Annotated in this window: 20 protein-coding genes and 2 pseudogenes; 12 read left to right on the top strand and 10 right to left on the bottom strand. The window is 38.4% G+C overall.

Annotated features, from left to right (window positions below; translation table 11 throughout):
* The first annotated feature begins 320 nt into the window (after positions 1–320).
* The 5 genes and pseudogenes from OSH00_RS10135 to OSH00_RS10110 all read left to right on the top strand — a co-directional run bounded on the left by OSH00_RS10135 (position 321) and on the right by OSH00_RS10110 (position 4,809).
* Entirely contained in the window at positions 321–1,190 is an 870-nt protein-coding gene (locus tag OSH00_RS10135) for a PaaX family transcriptional regulator (RefSeq protein ID WP_266130327.1), read from the top strand.
* A gap of 429 nt (positions 1,191–1,619) precedes the next feature.
* Complete coding sequence (locus tag OSH00_RS10130) at positions 1,620–2,657, top strand: fatty acid desaturase family protein (RefSeq protein ID WP_266130326.1); 1,038 nt, start codon at positions 1,620–1,622, stop codon at positions 2,655–2,657.
* A 31-nt stretch (positions 2,658–2,688) separates the two neighbouring features.
* Complete coding sequence (locus OSH00_RS10125; protein WP_266130325.1) at positions 2,689–3,708, top strand: fatty acid desaturase family protein; 1,020 nt, start codon at positions 2,689–2,691, stop codon at positions 3,706–3,708.
* Between the two features lie 39 nt (positions 3,709–3,747).
* Positions 3,748–4,583 (top strand): annotated as a pseudogene (locus OSH00_RS20625) (metal-dependent hydrolase).
* Positions 4,584–4,650: 67 nt separating this feature from the next.
* Positions 4,651–4,809: a hypothetical protein gene (locus OSH00_RS10110; RefSeq protein ID WP_266130323.1), complete on the top strand. Its 159-nt coding sequence runs from the start codon at positions 4,651–4,653 to the stop codon at positions 4,807–4,809.
* Positions 4,810–5,073: 264 nt separating this feature from the next.
* Here OSH00_RS10110 and OSH00_RS10105 read toward each other — a convergent pair whose 3' ends face one another.
* Positions 5,074–5,754 carry a hydrolase gene (locus OSH00_RS10105; protein ID WP_266130322.1) on the bottom strand — a complete coding sequence of 227 codons (681 nt, stop codon included), beginning with the start codon at positions 5,752–5,754 and terminating at the stop codon, positions 5,074–5,076.
* Positions 5,755–5,940: 186 nt separating this feature from the next.
* On the opposite strand from OSH00_RS10105, the gene OSH00_RS10100 reads away from it, so the two are divergent.
* Positions 5,941–6,861 (top strand): LysR substrate-binding domain-containing protein, encoded by a 921-nt coding sequence (locus tag OSH00_RS10100; RefSeq protein ID WP_266130321.1) that lies wholly within the window; start codon positions 5,941–5,943, stop codon positions 6,859–6,861.
* Positions 6,862–7,113: 252 nt separating this feature from the next.
* Here the strand turns inward: OSH00_RS10100 and OSH00_RS10095 are convergent, their stop codons facing one another.
* From OSH00_RS10095 to OSH00_RS10080, 4 genes are read right to left on the bottom strand one after another with little or no spacing between them, the layout of a single operon-like run.
* Entirely contained in the window at positions 7,114–8,619 is a 1,506-nt protein-coding gene (locus OSH00_RS10095) for a flavin-containing monooxygenase (RefSeq protein WP_266130320.1), read from the bottom strand.
* Positions 8,620–8,667: 48 nt separating this feature from the next.
* Entirely contained in the window at positions 8,668–9,558 is an 891-nt protein-coding gene (locus tag OSH00_RS10090) for an alpha/beta fold hydrolase (RefSeq protein ID WP_266130319.1), read from the bottom strand.
* Between the two features lie 8 nt (positions 9,559–9,566).
* A complete protein-coding gene (locus tag OSH00_RS10085; RefSeq protein WP_266130318.1) occupies positions 9,567–10,514 on the bottom strand; it encodes a metal-dependent hydrolase in 948 nt (315 codons plus the stop codon).
* 19 nt (positions 10,515–10,533) lie between these two features.
* Complete coding sequence (locus OSH00_RS10080) at positions 10,534–11,574, bottom strand: NAD-dependent epimerase/dehydratase family protein (protein WP_266130317.1); 1,041 nt, start codon at positions 11,572–11,574, stop codon at positions 10,534–10,536.
* Positions 11,575–11,739: 165 nt separating this feature from the next.
* On the opposite strand from OSH00_RS10080, the gene OSH00_RS10075 reads away from it, so the two are divergent.
* The gene (locus OSH00_RS10075) at positions 11,740–12,759 is read left to right on the top strand and encodes an AraC family transcriptional regulator (protein ID WP_266130316.1); all 1,020 of its coding nucleotides are present in this window, start codon (positions 11,740–11,742) and stop codon (positions 12,757–12,759) included.
* 568 nt (positions 12,760–13,327) lie between these two features.
* Here OSH00_RS10075 and OSH00_RS10065 read toward each other — a convergent pair.
* Entirely contained in the window at positions 13,328–14,212 is an 885-nt protein-coding gene (locus OSH00_RS10065; RefSeq protein ID WP_266130315.1) for a dihydrodipicolinate synthase family protein, read from the bottom strand.
* A 5-nt stretch (positions 14,213–14,217) separates the two neighbouring features.
* Positions 14,218–15,000 carry an aldolase gene (locus OSH00_RS10060; RefSeq protein WP_266130314.1) on the bottom strand — a complete coding sequence of 261 codons (783 nt, stop codon included), beginning with the start codon at positions 14,998–15,000 and terminating at the stop codon, positions 14,218–14,220.
* Between the two features lie 105 nt (positions 15,001–15,105).
* Between OSH00_RS10060 and pdxR the strand changes: the two genes are divergently transcribed.
* From pdxR to OSH00_RS10045, 3 genes are all read left to right on the top strand, one after another.
* On the top strand, positions 15,106–16,545 hold the full coding sequence (gene pdxR, locus OSH00_RS10055; protein WP_266130313.1) for a MocR-like pyridoxine biosynthesis transcription factor PdxR: 1,440 nt from the start codon (positions 15,106–15,108) through the stop codon (positions 16,543–16,545).
* A gap of 582 nt (positions 16,546–17,127) precedes the next feature.
* Positions 17,128–18,087 (top strand): oxygenase MpaB family protein, encoded by a 960-nt coding sequence (locus OSH00_RS10050; protein WP_266130312.1) that lies wholly within the window; start codon positions 17,128–17,130, stop codon positions 18,085–18,087.
* 107 nt (positions 18,088–18,194) lie between these two features.
* Entirely contained in the window at positions 18,195–19,235 is a 1,041-nt protein-coding gene (locus OSH00_RS10045) for an AraC family transcriptional regulator (protein WP_266130311.1), read from the top strand.
* A gap of 10 nt (positions 19,236–19,245) precedes the next feature.
* Here OSH00_RS10045 and OSH00_RS10040 read toward each other — a convergent pair whose 3' ends face one another.
* The 3 genes and pseudogenes from OSH00_RS10040 to OSH00_RS10030 form a co-directional block, all read right to left on the bottom strand.
* Positions 19,246–20,310, bottom strand: a complete 1,065-nt coding sequence (locus OSH00_RS10040) for a hypothetical protein (protein ID WP_266130310.1) — start codon at positions 20,308–20,310, stop codon at positions 19,246–19,248.
* 428 nt (positions 20,311–20,738) lie between these two features.
* Complete coding sequence (chrA, locus tag OSH00_RS10035; RefSeq protein ID WP_266130309.1) at positions 20,739–22,091, bottom strand: chromate efflux transporter; 1,353 nt, start codon at positions 22,089–22,091, stop codon at positions 20,739–20,741.
* Between the two features lie 2 nt (positions 22,092–22,093).
* Positions 22,094–23,013, bottom strand: a pseudogene (locus OSH00_RS10030) (chromate resistance protein ChrB domain-containing protein).
* Positions 23,014–23,614: 601 nt separating this feature from the next.
* Here OSH00_RS10030 and OSH00_RS10025 point away from each other — a divergent pair.
* Positions 23,615–24,604 carry an acyl-CoA desaturase gene (locus OSH00_RS10025; protein WP_266130308.1) on the top strand — a complete coding sequence of 330 codons (990 nt, stop codon included), beginning with the start codon at positions 23,615–23,617 and terminating at the stop codon, positions 24,602–24,604.
* Positions 24,601–25,875 carry an NAD(P)/FAD-dependent oxidoreductase gene (locus OSH00_RS10020; RefSeq protein ID WP_266130307.1) on the top strand — a complete coding sequence of 425 codons (1,275 nt, stop codon included), beginning with the start codon at positions 24,601–24,603 and terminating at the stop codon, positions 25,873–25,875. The genes OSH00_RS10025 and OSH00_RS10020 overlap by 4 nt, the downstream gene beginning before the upstream one ends.
* The last annotated feature ends 4 nt before the right edge of the window (positions 25,876–25,879 follow it).

Genomic DNA, 25,879 nt, shown 5'->3' with positions numbered 1-25,879 from the left:
AAAACCTAAATGATGCTATGAGTTCCGCTAAGCTGATTAAGGAACAGACTAAGGCACTAGGATTTATCAAGAAATTTTGGATTATTTAACCGGAAAAGGGTTATGACAATGCCTGTTTTGAGGGAAGTGATTGAAGGCAGGTTTATGCTCTGAATCAGCGTCATGGAATAATTGGGATATTAATCTCATTGTATTTTAGCGCTATACTTTATTTCTTTTTTTTTATTAAATTTCAAATCTGTAATGTTTATGCTAACCTTTCTTGTAGATGAAAAGCTATTGATGTTTTTTGATAAACGATTTTTCATGGTTGGAAAAATATGGTGACACAAAAAATTAACGCGCGTACTTTAATTACTGATCTTCTACTTGCTTCAGAAGGCAAAGTCATATCAATTAAAGAAATGATTCTTGCAGCCAAACTTTTTGGGCTTAGTGAGAATGGTATCCGAGTTGCTGTGACAAGGTTGGCAAGTGAAGGTGTAATTGTTGCAGCTGAAAGAGGAGTTTATCAATTAAGCGATCAATCCCATGAATGGGCTAACGTATTGTTAAATCGAAGTACCAAAGGCTTAAAAGAAACCAAAGCATGGAATGAACATTATCTATGTGTTTTTACAGGAATGTTAGGTCGTGTAGATCGTACAGCATTAAAGAGAAGAGAACGAGCGCTTAAACACTTTGGATTTCGCGAATTAGAATTAGGTGTGTTTATCCGTCCAGATAATTTGGTGTTATCTCTTGAAGAAATCTTTACACAGATGAAATCCGTAGGATTAGAATCAGAAGCTAAAATGTGTTACATCAGCTCATTTGATCAGATCACGCAATCGAAGATCAAAGAACTCTGGTCTACAGAAACACTCAATAAAAATTATGAGAAATATAGTCACATCATTCAACATTGGTTGATCCGATTACCTGCACTTGGCCTTGAAGATGCTGCACGTGAATCTTTGTTGTTAGGTCGTCAAACTATTTCCTTATTAATGAATGATCCGTTGTTACCTGAAACTTTTGTCAATGTGGAGGCAAGAAATCAATTTGCCTGTGATGTTAAAAAGCTAGATGAAGTGGGACAATTATTATGGCAGCAACTCCACGAACTAACTTTCGGAATCTCAGCATCGAATTTATCAAGTCTCGAGGTTCCTGCTGTAAACAGTATTTCACCAAAAATTCTTAGTTAATTTAATAATATAAATTAAAATACAATATTGATATGTGCTTATATCAGTCAGCTATATGAAAAGAAATTTTTTAAAATCATATTGTGACTGTCATTAGATGTGGCTCTGGTATATGTGTTGTACAGCTCATAACCTAGCCTCTTTAGCTATAAAGGTCATTATTACTGCTCGCACAGTAGAAAAATTTCAGTGTGAATCACAAGAGATTACTAAAATAAGAAACAGTTCACAGTATATCTTTTGAAAAATTCCAGTTAAGCTCAGACGCCTGTTAAGGATTTGATTTACATATCCTTAGTGGGAATATTTTTTACGCATGAATATTACATTAAAATATTTTTATAAAAATAATAGTAATATTTCATTTTTTATAATAAAGTTTAATTTATGAAATAATTTGATTCTTAAAAATCTCTCTAGGAGAAAAAAATGAATATGCGTGTGAGTGTGACTGATTTATTTAGTCGTGAAGAAATAGAAGAGCTCACTCAACCATCAGACAGCCACGGAATTTGGGCGGTCGGATCTACTTGGGCAGTTATTGGAGCGACCTTTGCAGGCGTGGCATTATCTTGGAGTTATTTACCAGAGTGGGGGAAATTACTGATTTGTATGGTTGCTGTTGCAATACTAGCTGGTCGTCAATTGGCCTTAGCGATTTTGATGCATGATGCTTCCCATAATAGTTTATTTAAAACTAAATGGATGAATGACAGTCTGGTAGATTGGTTATGTGCCCGCCCTATTTGGAATGATGTACATAAATATCGCGCCCATCACATGCGTCATCATGCCAAAACATCTTCCCCAGAAGATCCAGATATGTCATTAGTTGCAGGCTTTCCAACGACTAAAAAATCTATTGCTCGGAAGTTTATTCGTGATCTAACAGGTATTACTGGTTTGAAATTCATCGCTGGTAGGATCCTGATGGATGCCGAGATGATGAAATGGACTGTCGCAAATGATGTGACTTGGCTACCGAGAGAAAGGCGTAAATGGTATGACTACCCAGCTAAGTTTTTTAAAAACTCGAGTAAGGCGATAGGCACCAATACAACGATGTTCTGTGTATTATGGGCGGCTGGATATCCTAAGTTATATTTACTTTGGCCCTTAGCTTACCTAACCGCATTTCCTCTTTTTATTCGTATCCGCTCTATGGCAGAACATGCGGGGATGCAAACCAGCCATTCAGCCTTGACCAATACCAGAACAACCAAGGCAGGTTGGATTGCGCGTACCTTTGTTGCACCGATTCGTGTGAACTTTCATATGGAACATCATTTAATGGCAACGGTACCTTATTTCAAATTACCTAAAATGCATCAAATGTTGCGCGAAAGAGGATTTGCGCCTGAGCCTCCTACCTACTTTCAAGTGATTGATATTTTGTCACAAGGTCAAATTTCGGCTGAGAAAGTTAAATATCTTGAAGCAGTCAAAGTGTCTACTCAGGAACAGTAATTTTTAAAGACATTGGAAAAAGGAATTTTAGATGACTCCTAATCAGCAGGCGCAGAATGTGTCACAAAAACAAACACGTATCAGTGATTTTTTAAATCGTGACGAAATAACGTTTTTTGCCACACGTTCTAACTGGTGGGGGCTATGGTGCATATTTTCAGTGTGGCTGGTCATTGCTTTAACTTTTACTGTAATGGCACTCGCTGTGGATTATCTACCTTGGTATTGGGCTATACCTGTAGTAATGGGGGGTATGGTTATCCTAGGCGGTCGTCATTTAGCCTTGGCGATCGTTATGCATGAGGCAGCACATTATACCTTGTTTAAAGATCGTTGGATGAATGATGTATTTGCAAATTGGACCTCGGCAAAATTTATATGGAATGATGTTCGTAAATTTCGTGCTCATCATATGGTGCATCATGCGCATACTACTGCGAGTTTTGACCCCGACCGTCCTATATATGAAGCTTTACCTGTTACGAGAAAATCCCTTATTCGAAAATTTGCTCGAGATTTTATTGGCTTAACAGGGATGAAGTTCTTTATTGGACGTATGCTGATGAGTGCTGGTGTATTGAAATGGTCTGATGCAATGGGTGAGCGCGCAGATACTTCTCATTGGCCTTGGCATCGTTACCTCACCAACTTTTTTAGAGACTTCTGGGCGACATTTTTAGTCAATCTTATGCTGTATCAGATATTGGCTGCAACAGGTCATGGTTGGTTATTTCTGATGTGGATCCTTGCATACGCAATTCCATTTACTATTTTTGTACGAATTCGCGCCATGGCAGAACATGCTTGCCTAGAGCTGGTTTCTGACACTTTACGTAATACCCGCACAACGTCTGCTGGGTGGTTGGCACGTATGACCGTAGCACCGGTGCGAGTAAATTACCACATGGAACATCATTTGATGGCTTCCGTTCCGTATTATCGTTTACCCCGGCTTCATAAGCTATTGCTTCAACGTGGACATATTCCTCAACCGCCTAGTTATATAGATGTGGTTCGTATCTGTAGTTCATTATCGGCACAAACTAAATAATTTGAATGTGTATTTAGCCATCCACTAGGAAATTTAAACATGAGCATTCTTGCCAAGGTATTCGATCGTGGTGCTAATTTTCCTGTGCGCCATATGAATTTTAATTTCGAACAAGCACAACACCCCTTATTTAGAGACAATCCTTGGGGAGAATATTGGTTGGCAACCCTGTCAGCCATGTTTCCCGCTGGGGAGCGTTTTTTTGTGCATAGTGTTAGGAACTTACAACATCAAGCCAAGGCAGATCACCTTAAAAAAGATATTGCAGCATTTATTGGGCAGGAGGCAATGCATGCCAAAGAACATGAATTGCTAAATGAACTCATTCAACGATCGGGATTGGATACCACACCGACTTCTGTAAATGTAGAATGGCTAATGGCAAAATTAAAAAAATTTTTACTCCAGTGCAACAATTGGCAATTACTTCAGCCGCAGAACATTTTACTGCAATCATTGCCCGTCAAATTATGCAACGTACAGATTTGCAGGAACGTTTATCTATCAATGAAGAATTAAAGAGTATTTGGTTATGGCATGCAGTAGAAGAAAGCGAACATAAAAGTGTGGCTTTTGATTTATATCAGGCAGTATCAGGAAGTAATTTACTGCGTTTGGTTGTAATGCCACCTGTAACCTTATATATGATAGTGGTAATGGCAGGAGGAACACTTCAATTAGGTATTAAGCATCGTTCAGCATGGGAAATTACCCAGTTAAAAGAATTCTGGAATTTAGTGTTGGGTCGAAATGGTTTTTTATCGACATTGTGGCAAGACTATCTAGATTACTACAAGCTAGACTTTCATCCTGCTCAGCATAATTCTCTAGCTTTAGAAGCGCGAACCAAGGAACAGCTTAAATTAGATATCTAAATCAATAAGCCGGAAAGTTTGAGTAGTTTTTATTCTGGCTGCATCCAAACAGGCAATTATGAAAATAATGTATAAAAAGTTTCAAGAGGTACATAGCAAAGATGAGATTGGTGAAGTTTTAGCAGGAAGCACTGTGATTATTTTTGGATTAGATCAAGATTGTATACTTTCTCAAGCGGGTATAGTCACTCAAGACTATTGGGTGAGGCAACAGAGTGTGCCTTGAAAGTAGTCGTTTTAGGGCAAATCTGAATAGATACAACGACCTGTATATCAATTTTTTACATAAGCCTAGGAAAATGCTGAAATTATTGGTGAGTGTATATCGTTAAGATCGAAAAAACCTATTTCACGGAAGATGTAGCGCTTTGTTCATCTGGTCAGAAAGAAGCTGTAGTACATGCTGTGCGTATATGCAATGAACGATGTAAATAAACATAAAGATACCCAATCAAAATTGAATGAGTATCTATTGAACAACGTAACGAAACTAGTTTCGTTCAGAGTCTAGCTGCTCATTGTTTGTAATAACTTCCTGAGCTTTTTGATAGCTCTCTATCAGTAATTGATAATGTGGGAAGATTGCACTGTAAGCAGCAGCAAAATCAGCTGCATCCGTACGGTGCCATGTTTTTTGCAATTCAGAACAGACTCCAGCGGTATCTATAGGTACAACACCTGCCTGAACCACTCTGGCTAAGGTGATTTCCTGTGCCATTTTGGAGTAAGTTCCTGATGCATCGATGACAGCAAAGACTTGATAGCCCTCAGCGATTGCACTGATGCTTGGAAAAGCCATACATACACTGGTGATGGTACCTGCAATAATCAGCTGTTTTTTGCCAGTTGCTTTGACTGCCTCTACAAAATCAGGATTATCCCAGGCATTGATTTGACCCTTACGTGCGACATATTGCGCATGAGGTGCAAATTGATGAATTTCTGGAATTAGAGGACCGTTTGGACCTTGAGGAACCGAGGCAGTGGTGATCACAGGAATATCACATAGGGTTGCAACTTTAGCAAGCGTGACGACATTGGCACGAAGTTCAGGAACGGAAAGATCCTGTACTGTTTGAAATAGACCGCTTTGGTGGTCGATTAACAACATGGCAACATTGTTTGAATCAATAACAGGGGGGTGACCATTAAAATTAGCTGGGGTACTCATGCAATGCTCCATTTAGGATAGTTATCAAATTAGATTTGAAGTAAATTCATATAAAACAAATCCTTATGGTGAATGCTTTATATTTGATCACTTCTGGCTGTATTAAGATATAACGAAATTGGACAAGTGAAAGCTGTTGAAAAGTGATTTTAGCGTTCCAACATTTGAACGATAAAAGGAGAGAATATGCAAGATTTGAACGATTTATACTATTTTGCAAAAATTGTTGAATATGGTGGTTTTGCAGCAGCTGGTCGAGCATTGGATATTCCTAAGTCCAAGTTAAGCCGACGCGTAGCAATGTTGGAAGAACGATTGGGGGTTCGTTTATTACATCGCTCATCTAGACAATTTAGTGTGACTGAAACGGGTCAACAGTATTATCAATATTGTCATGCATTATTGATTGATGCTGAAAATGCTCAAGAATTTATTGACTTAAATCGCTCCGAACCACGAGGAACAATCCGAGTATCTTGTCCACCCGCATTACTGCATTACCATATGGGAGAATTCCTTACTAAATTTATGTTGCAATACCCTAAGATAAAAATTTATATCGATACCACGAATCGTAACGTTGATGTTTTAAATGAAGGGATTGATATTGCATTTCGGGTTCGTTATCCACCATTGAAAGACAGTGGTTTAGTAATGAAAAAATTTGTGACCAGTGCGCAATGTCTGGTTGCACATCCCAGTGTTTTATCTACTCAACCAATTCCCCGTACTTTGGATGAATTACACCAATTCAGGACCATTGGCTTAGGTAATGCGGAGCAGCAAAATGTATGGGTACTACATCATGCCTTAGAAGGGACAGTACATTTTCAGCATGAACCAGATTTAATTGTCAATGATATGACAGGAGTACTACAGGCTGTCATTCATGGTTTGGGAATTGCTCCTTTGCCGATTATGATGGCGCAAGAGTATATCTCACGTAAAGAATTAATTGTCATTTTACCGGAGTGGCGACCTACCAGTGGCATTGTCCATGCAGCGTATCCTTCCAGAAAAGGGCTATTACCTGCAATCAAAAAATTGCTGGATTATCTGGGAGAGCAATTTGCGCAACTTGATCAGCAAAAGCTGGGTTATCAATAATACAATAACCACCACAATATGATGTTTCTACACCAGAAAATAGGGTTCAAGCAATTGAAAAAATAATTATTTTATTAGATCAAAAAAGGTTGTTTGTGTCATGAAATGAAATTCTCCTGAGAAAATTAACCGATTAAGCTTTGCCAGATACGTAAAGATCAAGCATGTGATTTATTTATTAAAACAAACATTAATGGCCATCACAGAGAATAAAAAAGCCTGACCAACAGGTCAGACTTGTAGAGAAAGGTTTTAAACGATAACTTTGATCACTTTTGATTCAGTGTTGTAATCTTTTAGATTGACGTGATGTAGTTTGTGTTTAATTACAAAACCAAACTCTGGCCAGATGATATGATTTCTTCCTGCATCATCCAAATAGTAGCTTTTACAAATATCAGCTCTGACAGGCATCTTCGCTAAACGTTTATCTATGCTTGCATTAAATTGTTTTTGTACAGCTTCTTTCACTTCAATGCGGTCAAGACCTCGCTCTTGCATCAACTTAATGGTTTTGGAGATATAGACGGACTGTTGTTCTGCTGTCCACATGACTGAGCCAACTGTATTCTGAGAGTTTGGCCCTAACATCATGAACATATTTGGGAAACCATGAATCGACATTCCCATGTAAGCACGTGGTTGGCGTTTCCATGTCTCGCTTAAGCTACGACCATCCGAACCTTTGATAATGCTGTAAATCGCAGGTTCAGCCACTGCATAGCCTGTACCAAAAATAATGGTATCGACTTTGATCTCTTTACCATCTTCACCCACTACACCATTTTCGGTGATGTGTGATAAGCCTTGAAACAGCACCGATACATTGGGTTTAACCAGTGCATCATACCAGTTGTTCGAAAACATAGGGCGCTTACAACCCAAGGTATGCTTAGGCGTAACGGCCTTACGCATTTCAGGGTCTTTGATGCTCAGGTGGATATTGAGTTTACCAAGTGCTTGTAGCTTTTCCATGATCTTTACATTCATGAATACAGGTAACGATGGCTCCAAACTCCACAATGCACTTTCACGAATGGCTTTCTCTAGCAAAGGGGCTTTTTTGAAAATGGTTTTGACAATGTTTGGAACAGCAAAGTCAGGCTTTGGCAATACCCAGGATGGGGTGCGCTGGAAGCTGTATAAATTACCGACTTTTGGCTGAATCGCAGGTAAGAATTGAATTGCCGATGCACCACTGCCGATCACGGCAACACGTTTAGCTGTTAAATCATATTCATGATTCCATTTACCTGAATGGAACATGGTACCTTTGAATTGATCTTGTCCGGGAAAGCTTGGCATTTTGGCTTCACCAATAAAGCCTGTAGCAGGAACAAAGATTTTTGCGCTGTAGGTTTTGCTATCACGTGTTGTAATCATCCAGCGATTAAGAGCTTTGTCCCATCGTGCTTCAGTGACTTCAGTATTGAGCTGGATATGAGGAATGATATTAAACTTATGGGCAACATCATCTAGATATTGGCGAATCTCCGCTTGAGGGGCATAGGTACGAGACCAGTTTGGATTAGGTGCAAAGCCTAAAGAATACATTTCACTTGGGACATCACAGAATAGACCAGGGTAATCATTCAGAGCCCAAGTACCGCCAATACGGTTTGCCATATCCAAAATCACGACATTTTTAATGCCTTGTTGCTTTAATTTAATACAGGTACTTAGTCCAGATGGACCTGCGCCAATAATCAATACATCAACCAATTGAGTTGGTTTGGACTGTTTAACTGCTTTATTCATAGAAAAATCCTAGAACGAAATATGGATAACGCACCTAAACCAAATGGTTTAAGTCTGTTGAAAATGTTCAAGTAACAGCTCAGCAACACGTTGGGGTTGCTCTGCTTGTAAGAAATGCCCACAGTTGGGTAAATGAATACTGCGCAAGCCTTGAGGAAAATGGTCGGTTTGAGCCAATGCTTGGTGCAATTGGATATTCATGCAACCGTCATCCAGTCCAGCTACAGCCAGTGTTGGGACCTTGATTTGGCTAAGTAAACGTTGGTTAGCTTTAAAGTTGATGGGATAGTGAACCGCGAATAAACTACGATAGTAACGTGTAGCTGCCCAAGCAATTGCCGGATGGCTAAATGTGCGACGTGTTTCTTTAAAATCTGCTTCAGTAAACGCCCATGTGGGTGACCATTTCTTCCAAATTTTTTCGACAAATTCGGCCTGATGTTGGGATAATATTTTTTTGGCAGACTTCGATTGCATCAGCAGCATATATGAGGACATAAACAACTGCTTAGGAAAATATTTTAAGTTGATTAAAATATCTTTTAGGGCAGGAATGGGGGGGACTGCCAGTAAACTCATACTGTGTAAAGAGGTTGAATATTGACTGGCATAAGTCATGGCGATTGCTGCTCCCCAGTCATGTCCGACTAGATGAAATTTTTGGATTGCCAATTTTTCTAACCATGCTTGCAAATCAGCAGTCGCCGATGCCAAGCCATAATGGGCATCTGCATGGACTGACTCTAAAGTATAGCCACGTAGCCATGGCACCAAAACTTGATAACCTGCATTCACAAGAATGGGATAAACCTTGTCCCAGCAATGAGGTGTATCTGGAAAACCATGTAATAGCACCACCAAAGGATGTTTAGAATCACCGTACAAATTGGCAAGCAAGGTCAATCCATCACGTTGTAGGGTCAATTGATCGACTTTCATGATCAAACTCAGCTTGTCATTTTGGCTGCAAGTGCTTTGGCATAGGCTTGAGCAACTTGTTGTGCCGCTGGGGAATGAGCGATATAAGCCATTGCTTTTTCGACATCACCATCATGTTCGGGATGATAGTTAAATTTGCTCCAGCCTTTTAAAGCGGTCATTATCATCAATAGATCAGGTAAGCTTTTTTTCTTCTTGGCAGTTTGCTGGAAGACCCAAATCAGTGCCAATGGATTCTTTTTCACAATTTTTTTAGCCTCAGGTGTGCCATCTAACTTGCATAAATAGACAGATGTCCCTAACCAAAAACCGACCATTGCAGCAAAGGCGAACACCATGCTAAGTTGACGCCCCAAATAGCCCTTAACACCATCACCAGCCAAAGCGCGGTAAGCATCATATCCAACAGTGCGATGTTCAACTTCCTCTGCGCCGTGCCAACGGACGATATCTAGCATCGCTGGGTCTGCGTGTTCAAGCCCTTCAGCATCTAAAGCCCATGTTCCAAAGAAACAGAAATAATGTTCTAGCCCCGCAATGATCCCCATACGGAATGCTAACCATTGTTTGGAATAGCGTTTAAATGGTCCATAAATCCCAAAAGGGGTGTCACCCATAAAACCATCTTTAAACATCCAGTCTAGAAAGTTTTTAAATGGTGTTGGATCAATACCATGGGTCTGGAAATAAATTTCTGCGCCTTTATGTGCATTGGCATGTGCAGCTTCCTGAGCAATGAACCCGCGGATATCAGCTTTTAGGTTCTTGTCATGGACATAAGGCAAGGTTTTGTTGGCTAGACGACAGAACCAATGTTCAACAGCGGGTAACAATACATGCATGCTGTTGAGTACATGGGTAGTCAATACATCGTTAGGGACCCAGTGACGTGGAGTTTGGGAAAAGTCAAAGTGTACTTTGCGGGCAATAATATGATGATCAATAAACTTGCTCATGTCGTTACTCCTGTAAACCTTACAGAGAAATATTCTCAATCTTCTTGATCAAGCTACGGGAATTTATGTAGCCATTGGCAGCAAACCATTGCAGGGAATCACGGATTGCAATTTCAACAGGTGTTTGTGGTAAACCGAGTTCTTGTACAGCTTTTGCGCAATTAAATGAGGTTCCTAATTGTCCGATTTTTGCTGCTGATGGGGTAACTAGTGGTGCTTTATGAGTAATATGCTCAGTCACCCATAAAGCAGCATGTCCAGCCAATTGAGATGAAACACCTTCGATTAGGCTTGGAATGGTCATGACAGGTCGCCAAATACCCAATAAATGATGGACAGTTTTAGCCATAGCTACACCATCTAGATCTTTATTGCCGAGGATGTAAGTTTCACCTGATTTCCCTTTTTGAGCTGCTAAAACATGCCCTTTAGCTACATCTCGGACATCAATCATATTGTTAATAGCACCTGGAACAGCGAGGGCTGGCATCTGGGCAATGGTGAGTAATAATTTCCCAGTTGGGGTAGGGGCAATATCTTGAGGACCAATTGGACCTGTTGGGCAGACAATCACCACATCCAAACCACCTGCGGCAAACTGCAAGGCAACTTGGTGAGCTTCAAATTTAGTTAATACATAGGCATCACCCGTTGCGCCTAAAGCAAAAGGACTATTTTCTGTTGCCTGAATGCCTTTAGGTTGTCCCGCAAAACATGCACCAGTACTGGTATAAACCACCCGTTTTACCCCTGCCTTTTTTGCAGCATCAAGAACGGTACGGGTTCCTTCGACATTGACCTTGCGCATCAGTTCAGGTCTAGACAACCATAATGCATAGATCGCGGCGGTATGAAAAACTACGTCACAGCCTGAAACAGCCTGATCCATCTTAAAGGGATCAGTGATATCACCAGCAATTAGTTCGACATCTAAACCATTAAGGTTGGTCAGCTTTTCCTGTGGTAAGTGTAAAACACGGACTTCATAATTTTCATTCAGAAGCATTCTTACAATGTGTGAACCGATAAAACCAGCACCACCAGTAACAAGAGCTTTCATATTTGACTAACCTTTATAAATTTTTATCCATAAGGGAAATGGATAAAAATGAGACAATCTGATTGTTGCTACTATGCCGAATCAAAGATATGTGTCATAGTTCTTGAAATGACAGTTTTGACCATTTTACGACATTTTATATAAGATATAATTGAGAAGATGATTGTGAGCCCGTCTTTACCAGGAACTTATGTCAGCCTAATGGCTGATGTTGTACAGCGCCTAAATGTCTCTCCAGAACAACTGCTAGAGGGAAGTGGCATACGTGTTGAGCAGTTATCCGAACCTTTTTGGTATTTGGATTTTGATATTTTTAATAATTTGCTTAATCGTGCTGTGGAACTCACCAATGAACCCGCACTAGGCGTATATTTGGGATTGCAAATGACAGTTTCCTGTCATGGTTCCGTTGGCTTGGCTGTTATGGTTTCACAAAATTTAGGTGAAGCATTAAATGTGATGGAGCAGTTTATTGGTTTACGTTGTCCAGCGTTAAAACCACGTCTTGAGACAAATAATGGTATAGCTTCTTTGTATCTAGACCAGCCAATGTTAAATTTTAAGATGGGCATCGTGGGTATAACGTTTCTCATGGTAGGATTTGCACAAATGTCGAAGGCCATTACTGGACAAAATGATCTTGACATCAAGGCTGAACTGAACTATTTCGAACCGTCATTTTTATCGCAAGTACAAGACTTATTGCCTTGTGAAATAAATTTTAATAAAGAAAATAATCGTTTAATTTTTCCAGAAAAATATTTAGAGTTGCCTCTGATCATGGCTGATCCATTGGCAGCCCGTTTGGCACGTGAGCAGTGCAAATATGATTTGAACAAATTAGCGGCAAAACGTGGGGAAAAAAATCCATTGACGGCTTTGGTACGTGAGTTACTTTTTGATGAAGTCGAAGGTTTTTTTAAAATGAAAGATGTAGCGGATAAGCTGCATTTGACAGAACGAACCCTACAACGTCAATTGGCAAAGGAGGGAACCAGTTTTCAGGTACTGATGGATCTGGTACGAGAGCGCCATGCAAAAAAACTCCTCAATCATCATGAATACAGCATTTCCTATATTGCAGAAAAATTAGGTTATTCTGATGTGACTCATTTTACACGTGCTTTTAAACGCTGGACTGAGCAGACCCCAAAACAATATCGTAATTTGAGAGAGACCAACTGAAATAATTAATATCAATAATCAGATGCATGGGATTGATACTAAGTTTTAATCCTATTTTTTAAATATTATTTCACGTAAATGAGTTGTTTTTAATGTGTCAGCAATTAGCTTGAATAATTGCGATGTATATAACACATAACACCTGATTGATATCGATTGGCATAGAATGGAACTGTAAATCCTTTGCCAGATTACATGTGAGTTTAGTTGAGTCAGATGAACTTTGTCACATTTTTAGAATGACGGGTTTAAATCGTATTCGAGTTTTAGCAGCATGCTTGTCCTACTACCATACGGCTTCAGGGGATTTACTTTCATATTTGCGATTGCAACTGATACGTCGGGATTAAGACAGATTACAACGCTATCGAAATCCCGTGTATGAGATGAATTTAACTTTAAGCGATGGAGCAACCTTCAGCGAGTCATTCAAATGGCTAAAATGATGGATCAATCAAAAAAATGGATTTAATCCATGGATATTTAAAATAGATATCTATGATACCTTCTATGGTTATATTTCTGTGCTATCTAAAAAATTAATTTAGATAGCAATATTTTGTTTGGTTTAAACGGAGATTGCTAGCTGTATTAGTGACTTCAATTGATTCACTTCAGATGGAGTGGCTTTTTGTAACGGCTTTCTTGGGTGACCCACATTAAAGCCTAATTCATTTAAACCTGCTTTTATCGTTTTAGGTAAACCAACCTGAACAATAAAACGTAATAGTGGGAGTTGTTTGTAAAATAGCTTTTGAGCTTGGACAAGATCCGCCTTTTTTACTGCCTGATACAACTGATTTGGTAATTTACCCAACAGATTTGGGGCAACTGTACACCAGCCACTTGCACCTGCACAAAATGCCTCTAATGCCAGCGGATTGCAGCCATTATAAAATGGTAGCCTACCTTCTGTAAGCTCATGGAATTTATGCATACGTTGAATATCGCCTGTACTATCTTTGACCATACAAATGTTCTCAATTTCTTTAAACATCTTGGTAATTAACTCCGGTGACATATCTACGCCACTGGTGGCAGGATTGTTGTAAACCATGATTGGCAGTTGAGTGGCTGCTGCAATTTGCTGATAATAATCATAAACTTCTTGATCTGTGAGTTTCCAGTAAGAAATTGGCATGACCATGATTACATCTGCACCCAATTCTTCAGCCTTTTCTGCTTTTTGAATTGCCATTGCGGTGGTGAGTTCTGAAATCCCTAAAATTACAGGTACACGATGATTGACCACTTCAATACTTTTTTCAGCAACCTGCTGCCATTCCTGCCAAGACAGATAAGCACTTTCACCAGCACTACCTAAAGGTGCAATCGCATCACATTGATGCTCCAGCAGGGCATTTAGGGTAATGGTCAGTGCATCGAAATCGACTTCCTGACACTCAGCTTTAAAGGGTGTTATTGGATAAGCAATGATGCCTTCTATTTTCATGATGATTATCCCTCAATGCAGTCTGAATGATTTTTTAAAGCCTTGCGAGCATAATAGGCAAAATTGACCTTATTGCGTTTATCTGTTGAAACCCAGTCATGGGCTTCTTTGGCAAGTTCATGTGGAATTTGCTGAATTTGTCCTGCAGCCATTGCCAAAAGCTGTAAACGTGCTGCACGTTCAATCAGGATTGCCAGATTACAGGCTTCTTCAATGGTTTTCCCTGTGACCAGTTGCCCATGATGAGAAAGTAAAACAGCACGGTTTTTGCCTAGCGCGGCTGAAATGAAAATTCCTTCCTCATTTCCAACAGGTACGCCTGGCCAGTCTTCTACAAAAGAGCAGTCTTCATACAAAGCACAAGTATCCATATGTGAGACTATCAATGGTACGCGAAGCATGGATAATGCAGCCACATGCGTTGGATGGGTGTGAATAATACAATTCACTTCAGGATGCTCTTTATAAATCCATGTGTGAAAACGATTGGCTGGATTTGCCATGCCTTCACCATTCAATGGCTTGAGGTCTTGATCAACTTCTAACAGATTTGTTGCTGTAATTTCGTCAAAGCCTAAACCGAAACGCTGAGTAATAAAGGTATTGCCTTTTTCGGTACGGCTGGTAATTTGCCCAGCAAGACCTGCATCATGACCATGATCGAATAAAATACGGCAGGTTAAAGCAAGTTTTTGTTGATCGGTATAGCCTTCATCTTGAAAAAGCTGTTGCATACTCTGTTGGGCATTTTGCATCAATTGCTGCTTATCAAGTCGTGCGGTTTCCATAAGACCTCCTATTCGGTTGATTTGTCATTGCGACATGGGCAGAATAAGAAATCTGTGGCTGGTTTAAAATATCCAGTTTTTAAAACTTATATGGTCCAGTAAGTCATGCAACAGCCGTGGAAAATACGACTACATCTTGCCGAACGTGAAGAAAAAACGATTTTTCTTAAACTGGCAAACCAGATCATTCAGGAAATCTTATCGGGGCGATTAAGACAAGGAACACGTTTGCAGGGTTCACGTACCTTAGCAGATGAACTTGGGATTAACCGAAAGACTGTGCAATCAGTGTATGAAGACTTAGAAGCGCAGGGGTGGCTGATATCAAAACCAAGGCAAGGCACCTTTGTCTCTGAACATCTGCCTGATCTCAAACTTGAGTCAACACCTGTTCTAATGACCTCTGCTCAAACTTCTCATGATTTATCCTCCTCACAGGAAGTCATTAAAAATGACGGTATTCCGGATACCAGACTCATTCCTTACGAGCTGTTTTCTCGTGCCTATCGTCATGCCTTGATTAAGGTGACACGACAACAAATTATGGGTTATGGTGATCCACAAGGATGTCTTGAGTTACGTCAAGCTTTATTGAATATGCTGTCAATGGAACGATTTATTCAAACGACTTTACGACATATCTGTGTGGTTCGTGGTAGCCAAATGGGGATTTTTCTTGCTGCTCGTGTGCTTGCCAAACAACAACCGCACCGTCAGATTATTGTGGTGGAACAATGGTCTTATCCGCCAGCAGTAGAAACGTTTTTATCCAATCATTTTCAAATTATTCAGGTTCGATTAGACCAACATGGTTTAAACACTGACCATCTAGTCGAAATATTGGAAAATTATACAGTTGCAGCGGTATATACCACCCCCCATCACCAGTACCCAACGACTATTTCGATGTCAATGGACAGGCGATTAAAACTTTTAGAACTGTCCAAAACCTATGATTTTTATATTATTGAAGATGACTATGACCATGAATTTCATTATGACAGCCGTCCTATTCCACCTTTAATCAGTTTGCCATATGCCGATAAAGTCATCCATATTGGTTCACTGTCTAAAGTTTTTGCCCCAAGTTTAAGAGTGGGGTATGTAGTTGCGGATCTGGATATTATTCAGGCTATGAAACAGGATATCTTATTGATCGATAAACAGGGTAATGCGATTACTGAGCTAGCAATTGCTGAACTTATGCAGCAAGGTGAAATCAAGCGACATACTCGAAAAATGCGAAAAATTTATCAAAGCCGACGTGATTTTGCGGTGATAACCTTTCAGCAGGTTTTTAAAGATGACGTTGAAATTGCTACACCTGCGGGCGGAATGGCACTATGGGTGAAATTTAAGCGACCTTATCGTATAGAGTTTGCAGAAGCTCTTAAACAACTGCATATTGATTCTGAATATGAATTTGGCTCATTGTTGCAAAATACATCAGAAAGTTTCTATATCCGTTTTGGCTTTGCTGCTTTGAGTGAAGTTGAAATAACTAATAATGTGATGTTGTTGTATCAGTTACTATTGGAAAGATAGAGTTTTTGTACTTTAAAATCTTGGACTGGCAGCAATGTTTAGACATCCAAAGACAGCTAAATCAAACTGAAGAAAAACCAGATATCTGAAAAAAAGACCATAAAATATTTTGCAAGGCTGCATGAGTAAAGTATCAATTTATCCTCAATATAGCCATTAATTTAACATTCGAACGATGTGTAGTGGCCTTGATGTTTGTCTGTGACGAATCTTCTTGCTTACTTTGGATCTATGATCTGTAAGAATTTTAAGTATGTTCAGAGCAGATCGTGATGATTATTTACTACTGAATTTTTTGACTTTTTAGCAGACTGGAGTGCCGACATTATTAATAGCGATCGATATGATATGCGCGAAGATGTCTAAATATCTCAGTGCAGACACCTTTTAGAACGCGTCACAACCACTTCTTTTCGTTTGCTACTTATCTCTTCTGATCTTAGAAATAATTAAATAAGTTTAAAAGTCAAAATCAGTGTCTTTTAAGTCAATACATCAATTTTACATAAGAGCTATTTTTAGATGGCTATTAAGAATCCAATTTAAGTAGCAATTTATCAATAAATTGTAATGGGGGCTATGATGACAGAGGCGAATATACACTTTAACTTGGACATAAATGAAAATTCATTGACGGATACAGGTCTGTTTGGACCAAATTCAATTACTTGGAAAGTATGGTCACATCCAGCTGCTTTTGTTGGGCTGACTCGATCATTCTATATTGAGGTTTTAGGAAGTATGGATGCTGCAGCTGCCTTGTCTGATCGTGCAACATACAAATCAGATCCTGTCGGACGGCTCAGTCGAACGATGAGTTATTTTCTTACAGTTATTTTTGGTGATAGAGAAACTGTAAGAAAAGCAAATATAAGATTGTTTAAATTACATTCTCATATAAAAGGGAATGTGCCTTTGACTGGTAAAAGCTATAGTGCTCATGATCCACTCTTGGTTGTTGGAACGCATCTTATAACTTGGCATTCAGTTTATTATGCCTATGAAAAACTGGTCGGAAAACTACCTAAAGAAGAAGAGGAACAATATTTCAAAGAAAGCGTTAGATACTTGGAGTCTTTGAAAGTTGTTTATCCTGATCTTTCTATTGAAACGGTTAAAGAAAGTGCATTAAGACATGGCTATGACCTTTCCTCGCTGAATAATTTGACAAAATTACCAGATACACGAGATGAATTCAGAAGATATATTAAATTAACCAATTCTAAAGCCGTCATCACTTCGCAAACACGAGATATCATTAACACTTTACTTGATCCATCATCGGTTGAGTCCAATGACCAAATGATGAACCTAATACTTAAATTTTATCCGATTTTGAAGAAAGTTGTTATTTCACTTACCCCTAAGGAAATATGTCATTTAGCTGGATTACATCGATCTCCCACGACTGATTTCTTTGGTGTCACTTTAGGTAAACTATTTGTGCAGATAGTTTCAATAAACAGTATAAAGTCTATTTTCGAAAGTAGGATAGGTTCTAATGGCTATGCACTGATGCATGAAGCACTATTGTCAGAATAACCACAATTCTTTTTCATGTTGTACTCAAAAAGAAAAATAGTTATTTTCTGTGAGGGTAACCTCAATTAATATTTCAAGAGATTTTTAAAAAAATATTTTAATCAACTATGAATACTCGCCCAACAGTTAACGGTTCTATTGCTGGAATGTTTAGAGACTACATGGCTGTTAACCATTTAGATAATTCATTGAGCGCTGCTTATATATCTAATTGGAATGCAGAAAGTAGGGTGGGCATTTTAGAATTAGGAATGTGTCTAAAGTTAATTCAAGAAAAACATCCGGAATCCGGTCTTGGAATAAAAATTTCCCATTACTTTCAGCCAATATATTCTGGTTTGCTCGGATACTTAATTTTGCCTTGTCAAACCCTAAATGATGCTGTTGTACAGTTCAAGAAATTTTATGCACTTATGTGGGATGGATTTTCAATAGATATTACTGAAGAGGTTGATAGCATTAATATCTCCTGGAGTGTTCCTTGGCTTGATAAAATTTCAAACAATCAAGATGTTATGGAAGTCGTTCGCATAGGATATGAACTGGGTATTAGTTGCTTTATCAAGATGCTTCAGCAATTAACAAATGAGCATGATCTGATAACTCCAATTTCAATAAATTTACCAGGCATTCAACCATCGAATACTCTTATCTATACGACGAGTTTTAATTGTCCTGTTTTTTTTGACTGCAAAGATGGAGCTGTGAGATTCAAAAAAGCTTCGTTGTCTGTTCCTATTAATTTGAACAATACATTTTTTGTAGAGTTATTAGATAGACAAGCCGCTGCATATTTAGAATCGATAAACATTGAGAAAAACCCTAGAAGTAACGAATTCCTTTTAACTTTCCAAAAAGTTTTAGGGAAGGGGATTGAAGTTGGTCACCCTACACTGGACTATGTTGCTAAGCAAATGTCCATATCAAAGTCTACACTTAAAAATCGACTGTTTGCTCAAGGCCTAAATTTTCAAATATTATTAGATAAAGTTCGTCTTGAGCTTGCGAAGATGTATTTGGAGGATCAGCATTTATCCTTAACTGAAATTTCAAGTTTGCTTGCTTTCTCTGAACAAAGTGCTTTTAACCGATTTTTTAAAAGAGTGACTGGTTTGAGCCCACTCAAGTACAGGGCAACCTTTATTTAAAGTAAATTCTTCAGCAGAATTTTAAGTTTCCATAACAATTTTGGCTTGGGCGATGTCCTAAGTCTATTGGATTGATATAAATTGGCTGGTTAAAGAGAATTCCACTTATAACATCAGCAGCTGATACATCGATTTGTTGTTGAATATCTAAATTACTAATTTGTAAATTCGGTAAGGAGATCCACCAACCTGCTTGCGCTTTTGGATTATCAAATTTCTGCGTACTTAGTTTTTGCCAGATAATATCTCGTGATTGTAAAGATAAATAAAAGTCACTTGTTGGAATGGTTCCATTTTTGTCTTTTGATAACAATAAATTATGTACAGTGCTTAAAGGTTGATCGAGGACATTAATATTATTTAGTGTGAGACCAACAGGAAATCCTACGACTGAAGTGGTTGTTGCCTGTAATCCTGTTAAATCGATTGTATTGGATCTATTTACACTAAGGGAAGTATTATAAGTTGCTAAATTCCCTGTAAATGGCAGACAGACAATCAGTTGGACACATCCATTACTTAACTTTGAGTCACTTACTGTAATGTTTAGATCACCGCTGATTGAATTTATTCCACGATCATCCGAAATTTTCAACGGGTCTGGATTTGACCCTATTGATAAAAGCCCCAAAATTGATTCTGCACCATAGCGAAAACCGACTATTTCTCTTCGAGAAGCTGAATCAGGATGATTTATAGCAAATTCTAAAAAGGGGTTTCCAAGAATTGCATCTGTCCCCGAATAATTTCCATCAATTGCATGGGAACCAGTTAACCTAACTTCAGATAAGTCAATATCACATCCTATACCTTTAGTACCGCCGCAACCAAGCTGTAATCTATTGATATTTGCATTAATTTCAAGTTTTGCTTCCATACCTAATCTATAAAAACCTATATTGGTATTGGGATTTATTGGATCATTCGCCGCAATATATTGCAGGGTGAAAAGAGTTTGCCCTGTTGCTTTAGACATTTCTTCATCGCTCATTGCTGATAAAGCATTCGCATCCGTTAATTTGAAAAGCATTAAAAAAAAAGAGGCAATAATAACTTTGCTATTTGATTTATACATAACTATTCAATTGCTTATCAGTAATTGGATCTAGAGTATAAAAATTGAAAATTAAGTTATTGACAGCATAGCTATATTTTTTGACTTCAAGAATTTTTATCTAATTTTAAGTTTTTGAGGGGTGTGCTTTTTCAATTTTCCTTAATTGAATATCCAATTTAAATAGTGATCAGGGAAATATTTATTTGAGTATATTGAGATGTTCTATCACGTAAAGCGGCGATATGGTGCTGATAATCGACAGTCACGCTATACAGATAGCCATACAAATATAAGGCTAAAGCAACTGAACGCTGTTTATTTCTTTTCAGCTTGTCATACCGAAATGAGTAGGCTTGTTATCAAACGATTATTCGGAAAGTCAAAGCGCTGCCATGATGACCACTCGATAAGCAAAAGTAAGTCTGGCTTTGTCAATGATTAAAAATTTATAGCCACATATGCAAGATCAGACCACATAATGCAGATGCTAAAATAACTTTCATGACTTTAACTTCAAAATAAAATAATGCGATGAATGCTATAACGGCAATAAACATAGCCTCATAATTGAAGCCATGATTAAATCCATTGGGCCATAAAACATGGTAACTAAAGAAAAGAGCAAGGTTTAAAATGACGCCAACAACTGCAGCAGTGATCGAGGTTAGGGGAGCTGTAAATTTTAATTCATTATGTGTTGATTCAATAAAGGGGGCACCAGCGAGAATAAAAATAAATGAAAAAAGGAATGTAAACCAAGTAACAATTACGGCGCCCAAAACACCTGCCAAGAATGTATGATCGCTGCCTAATAAAATATGATTGAAGCCACCTAAAAATCCTACAAATGCAACAACCATAATCAGTGGACCAGGCGTACTTTCACCTAGTGCTAAACCATCAATCATTTGTGTTGGGCTTAGCCAACCATAAAAATTCACGGCACCTTGGTATACGTAAGGTAGTACAGCATAGGCACCACCGAAGGTGAGTAGAGCGGCTTTAGTAAAGAACCAAGCCATTTGTGTATAGCTATGATCCCATCCAAAGTTGAGAATCAAAACCAACATGGGTGCAGACCATAGAACCCCAGCAACAACCAAGATCTTTACTAAATGTTTCCAACTAAATCTGGCATGTTCTGGCGGGGGTGTATCATCATCAATGAGTGCAGGACCATAATTGTTTTGATTTTGCTGGTGTTTCCCAGCTCCAGTAAAAAAATCTGGATATTTTTTACTGGTTAAATATCCGATAATTGCTGCGCTTAATACAATCACGGGAAATGGTAGATTAAAGAAAAAGATGGCAATGAATGCAAGGGCAGCAACTGTCCATAAAAACTTATTCTTTAGTGATCTGCTTCCAATTCGGAAAGTAGCATGAAAAACGATAGCAACTACAGCAGGTTTAATTCCATAAAAGATCCCTGCGACGGTAGGAACATTACCGAACTTGATATAGATCCATGAGAGCGCAATCAGTATCAATAAAGAGGGTAAAACGAATAAAACACCTGCAACAATCCCACCTACCGTCCTGTGCATTAACCAGCCAATGTAGGTCGCTAATTGTTGTGCTTCAGGTCCGGGAAGTAACATGCAGTAGTTTAAAGCATGTAGAAAACGTTTTTCAGAGATCCAGCGTTTTTGTTCAACAAGTTCTTGATGCATTACAGCGATTTGTCCAGCTGGTCCACCAAAGCTTATAAACCCCAATTTAAGCCAAAATAAGAAGGCTTGCCAAAAAGGAACTGATTGTACTGGCTTGTCAGCGACCGAGGTTTGTTGTTTTTCCATGATTATTGTCTTGATAAGTCGGCATATAAGCCATCGAAAATATGATTGGATAAAGCAAATGGTTGATCATCGTCACTCATTTGACTACGAATTCTTTGAATAACGCTTTCAATACCGATCGCTTCGGGTGGTTCAACGCCCCCACATCAAGGTAATGAGCAATTTCAGAAATTTTCTGCAAAGCAGGTATGCCTAGATTAAAACGATGCAAGAGAATTTCAAAGGTCACCCAATGATTGACATGGCTAAAAGTTGCACCATCAAAATCGAATCTTATTGCATCCTTGGGGCAGTCAGTTGGGGTTTCTAAGCAAATGAATGCGGGAGAAGTATCTATAAAAGTTTTAATCAGCCATGCAGATGATAAGCGATCAATCCATGGTCTTTTTCGAGTTGTCCAAGTCTTGTTTTGATAATTCTCTTTATCTAGACCTTGGATCTCAGCATGGATCGCTCGGGGGGCGTTTGCTTCGTCAAAACCTGCAGTTAAAAGCTCTAATGGAGAAAGTTTATCGGCAGCCTGAACTTGAGTTTCGTCAGGGTAATAGTCGATTTCAATAAGCGCATTGATACTTTTTCTTAATTTACGGATCTGTTTGAGTAAGTCTTTCCTCTCATCTTTGCTCAGTCGATTTTTTAACTCAGAAAGTTGTTTGTAGAAACCATCGTATTGTTTCTTCCTGTTGAAAAGCGCAGCGATTTCAAAGTTTAAAGGTTGTTCTGCATGAAAAAGATAAGCGGTTCCTTGTTCTGAATTAATATCGTTTGCAATAGGTTCAAACTTTTTGGTATGGGAATTGGGGACTAAGTAAACGCCATCTCTAAGGATTGCAGCACTGCTTGTTTTAATAGATTGCAAGACCTGCATACGAGTCGTTGTATTCTGAGTCGGAGGCGAAGAAATGAGTATTGAAATTTCCATGTAATATACTCAACTTATTTGTTTAATGTATTGCATATTTATATTAAAGAACAAATATTAAAAAAAGATTTCTAATATCAGAATCGATATTTAGATAGAGCAAGAGTTAAGTTAAATCAGTATTTGCATGATTTTGATGCACAGAAAATGATAAAACGAGCATTCAGAATGTATTAAACAAACCAACAAAAGCATTTGATCTACAACTTAGAGTGCAATTCAAGCTTTGAACGGGAAAATAAATCGATATTGATAAGCAATAGGTCAAAGCATTTTATCTATCTAAAAATACTTAAGTTAGAGACGGTTTGCTATATATTTGAGGCTGAACTTTATCTACAGATCCAGAATGGTGAGTTTCTAAAGTTGTTGATTGAAAAATACTCAACACAAGCCATGTCTGGATCTGGCAAAGTTATGTGCAAACTCATGAAGATATTGCTATCGAAATCGAATAAAAATGAATGGAGTTGTTGAGCAGCATCGTCATCGTCATAAACGTGCTAGTATCATAAAAAATATTCACTTCACATAAATTTCATTCCAAGTTGATTAAACTTATTCATATAAAATCCAATCATTAGAAAATTAGGATACGTCTATGTTGAATCGTGTTAGGCAGTGGATAGACAGTTGGTCTGGTCCGATTCCAGTACAGACCATTTCGTCAGAAAGCAAGCAAATTCAATGGTTACGCATTATCCCTTTTATCATTCTACATCTTGCCTGTCTGGGGATTTTTTACGTGGGGGTGTCTGGGTTTGCAGTCATTTTCATGTTGCTATTTTATCTGATAAGAATGTTTTCAATTACTGCATTTTTCCACCGATATTTGTCACATAAAACCTTTCAAACTTCACGAATAGTTCAATTTGTTTTTGTGTTGATTGGAACGATGAGTGCTCAACGCGGGCCTTTATGGTGGGCTGCACATCATCGTTATCATCATCGGTTTACTGATACAGAACATGATCCACATTCATCGACCTATGGTTTTTGGTATAGCCATTTAGGCTGGTTTTTAAATGATTATAATTTTGCCACACGTAAAGAGGTGGTTAAAGATTGGCTGAAATATCCTGAACTGGTGTGGTTGGATCGTTTTAGCTTGATCATTGTGCTGCTAACCGCAGTGTCAATTTATGCTTTGGGTGAGTGGCTTGCCATTGTCTATCCATCACTCGCCACATCAGGTCTACAACTATTGGTCTGGGGCTTTGTAGTTTCAACAGTTTTATTAATTCATGCCACTTTATGTATTAATTCACTCGCACATTTATATGGCAGTCGAGATTTTGAAACAGAAGATCAAAGTCGAAACAACTTATTTTTATCGATCATTACTTTAGGTGAGGGATGGCATAACAACCATCATTATTATGCAGGGAGCGTTAGGCAGGGTTTTTATTGGTGGCAAATTGATATCACTTATTATGTTTTAAGAATGATGTCTTGGCTCGGTCTGGTTTGGGGATTGAAACCCATCCCCACACGAGTGTATGAAGTCAGTAAAATTGCTCAATCAGCAAATAAAGTAAATATCTTGATTAAAACAAAGGCTGATAAAAGTTCAACTGGAGAGTCTTCATGAAAATTGCAATTATTGGCTCAGGAATTTCCGGATTGTATGCGGCATGGAAATTATCAAAACATCATCATATCACTGTATTTGAGAAAAATACGTACTTTGGCGGACATACTGATACGCATGATTTGATGGTTGATGAGCAGAAACTCGCTATTGATAGCGGTTTTATCGTGTTCAATCATTATAATTATCCCTTATTTAGCCAGATGATCGCTGAGTTAGGCGTAAAAGCACAAAACAGTGATATGAGTTTTTCGGTCAATAATTTAATTACGGGTTTGCAATATAATCCATCAAAAAAAAGTGCGTTACTGAGCAGACCACAAAATTTTTTAAAATCAAAATTCAGAACCATGCTTTCTGATCTTTTTAAATTTTATTCGAAAAATAAAGACGTCATGCTCAAAGATCTCGATAGCAGTTTAAGTATTGAGGAGTATCTAAATCAAAATGGATATTCCGAGACTTTTCGCCAAGAGCATTTATATCCAATGTGTGGTGCATTATGGTCATGTCCTATTGATCAAGTGGGTAAAATTCCTTATAAATTCGTTGTAAGTTTTTTTCAACATCATCGAATGCTACAGCTTAAAGACCGCCCACAATGGCAAACCATAATCGGTGGATCAGCTCGTTACGTTGAAGCCATTCAACAGCAGACAGCAAATATAGAGTTTAAAAAACAAGCAATAATCAGTGTATCTCGTTTGCCTGATCAAGTGATTGTGCAAACAGAATATGATACACAACAGTTTGATTGGGTGATTTTTGCAAGTCATGCAGATGACACTCTAAAGTTATTGAATGATCCATCCGCACAAGAGCAAGAGATACTGTCCAAATTTTCCTATCAGGACAATAAAATGGTTGTGCATTGTGATCAGACGATTATGCCTAAGTCGAAATCTCAATGGGCGAGCTGGCATGTACATATTACTGAAGATCAAGCAAATTTCGATACGCAAAATAACAAGCCACAAGTTCATTATGCATTTAGCTACTGGATGAACAAACTACAAAACTTGCGCTGCCAGACACAAATTTTCGCGACATTAAATCCAAATTTTGATATTCAACCAGACTTGATTTTAGTTGAACGAGAGTATCGTCATCCTGTATTTAATGCATCAGCAATAGAGGCACAAAGACGCTGGTCCGAGATCAATGGTGAAAATCGGACTTCCTTTTGTGGTGCTTATTGGGGATGGGGTTTTCATGAGGATGGCGTACGTAGTGCTGCTCAAGTCGTAAAGCATATAGAAAAGCGAATCTAGGGGG

Origin of the sequence: Acinetobacter nematophilus (assembly GCF_026344175.1) — a bacterium.
GTDB lineage: Bacteria > Pseudomonadota > Gammaproteobacteria > Pseudomonadales > Moraxellaceae > Acinetobacter > Acinetobacter nematophilus.
The sequence above is the reverse complement of the archived record's forward strand: the minus strand, read 5'-3'. Positions and strand labels throughout refer to the sequence as shown.

What these genes read in the sequence shown, in the direction of transcription:
- OSH00_RS10125 (WP_266130325.1), top strand. Translation starts at nt 2,689, where the DNA reads ATGACTCCTAATCAGCAGGCGCAGAATGTGTCACAAAAACAAACACGT.
- OSH00_RS10065 (WP_266130315.1), bottom strand. Translation starts at nt 14,212, where the DNA reads ATGAAAATAGAAGGCATCATTGCTTATCCAATAACACCCTTTAAAGCT.
- OSH00_RS10045 (WP_266130311.1), top strand. Translation starts at nt 18,195, where the DNA reads ATGAATACTCGCCCAACAGTTAACGGTTCTATTGCTGGAATGTTTAGA.
- OSH00_RS10040 (WP_266130310.1), bottom strand. Translation starts at nt 20,310, where the DNA reads ATGTATAAATCAAATAGCAAAGTTATTATTGCCTCTTTTTTTTTAATG.
- OSH00_RS10085 (WP_266130318.1), bottom strand. Translation starts at nt 10,514, where the DNA reads ATGAGCAAGTTTATTGATCATCATATTATTGCCCGCAAAGTACACTTT.
- chrA (WP_266130309.1), bottom strand. Translation starts at nt 22,091, where the DNA reads ATGGAAAAACAACAAACCTCGGTCGCTGACAAGCCAGTACAATCAGTT.
- OSH00_RS10105 (WP_266130322.1), bottom strand. Translation starts at nt 5,754, where the DNA reads ATGAGTACCCCAGCTAATTTTAATGGTCACCCCCCTGTTATTGATTCA.
- OSH00_RS10025 (WP_266130308.1), top strand. Translation starts at nt 23,615, where the DNA reads ATGTTGAATCGTGTTAGGCAGTGGATAGACAGTTGGTCTGGTCCGATT.
- OSH00_RS10060 (WP_266130314.1), bottom strand. Translation starts at nt 15,000, where the DNA reads ATGGAAACCGCACGACTTGATAAGCAGCAATTGATGCAAAATGCCCAA.
- OSH00_RS10020 (WP_266130307.1), top strand. Translation starts at nt 24,601, where the DNA reads ATGAAAATTGCAATTATTGGCTCAGGAATTTCCGGATTGTATGCGGCA.
- OSH00_RS10095 (WP_266130320.1), bottom strand. Translation starts at nt 8,619, where the DNA reads ATGAATAAAGCAGTTAAACAGTCCAAACCAACTCAATTGGTTGATGTA.
- OSH00_RS10090 (WP_266130319.1), bottom strand. Translation starts at nt 9,558, where the DNA reads ATGAAAGTCGATCAATTGACCCTACAACGTGATGGATTGACCTTGCTT.
- OSH00_RS10050 (WP_266130312.1), top strand. Translation starts at nt 17,128, where the DNA reads ATGACAGAGGCGAATATACACTTTAACTTGGACATAAATGAAAATTCA.
- OSH00_RS10110 (WP_266130323.1), top strand. Translation starts at nt 4,651, where the DNA reads ATGTATAAAAAGTTTCAAGAGGTACATAGCAAAGATGAGATTGGTGAA.
- OSH00_RS10080 (WP_266130317.1), bottom strand. Translation starts at nt 11,574, where the DNA reads ATGAAAGCTCTTGTTACTGGTGGTGCTGGTTTTATCGGTTCACACATT.
- OSH00_RS10135 (WP_266130327.1), top strand. Translation starts at nt 321, where the DNA reads ATGGTGACACAAAAAATTAACGCGCGTACTTTAATTACTGATCTTCTA.
- OSH00_RS10100 (WP_266130321.1), top strand. Translation starts at nt 5,941, where the DNA reads ATGCAAGATTTGAACGATTTATACTATTTTGCAAAAATTGTTGAATAT.
- pdxR (WP_266130313.1), top strand. Translation starts at nt 15,106, where the DNA reads ATGCAACAGCCGTGGAAAATACGACTACATCTTGCCGAACGTGAAGAA.
- OSH00_RS10130 (WP_266130326.1), top strand. Translation starts at nt 1,620, where the DNA reads ATGAATATGCGTGTGAGTGTGACTGATTTATTTAGTCGTGAAGAAATA.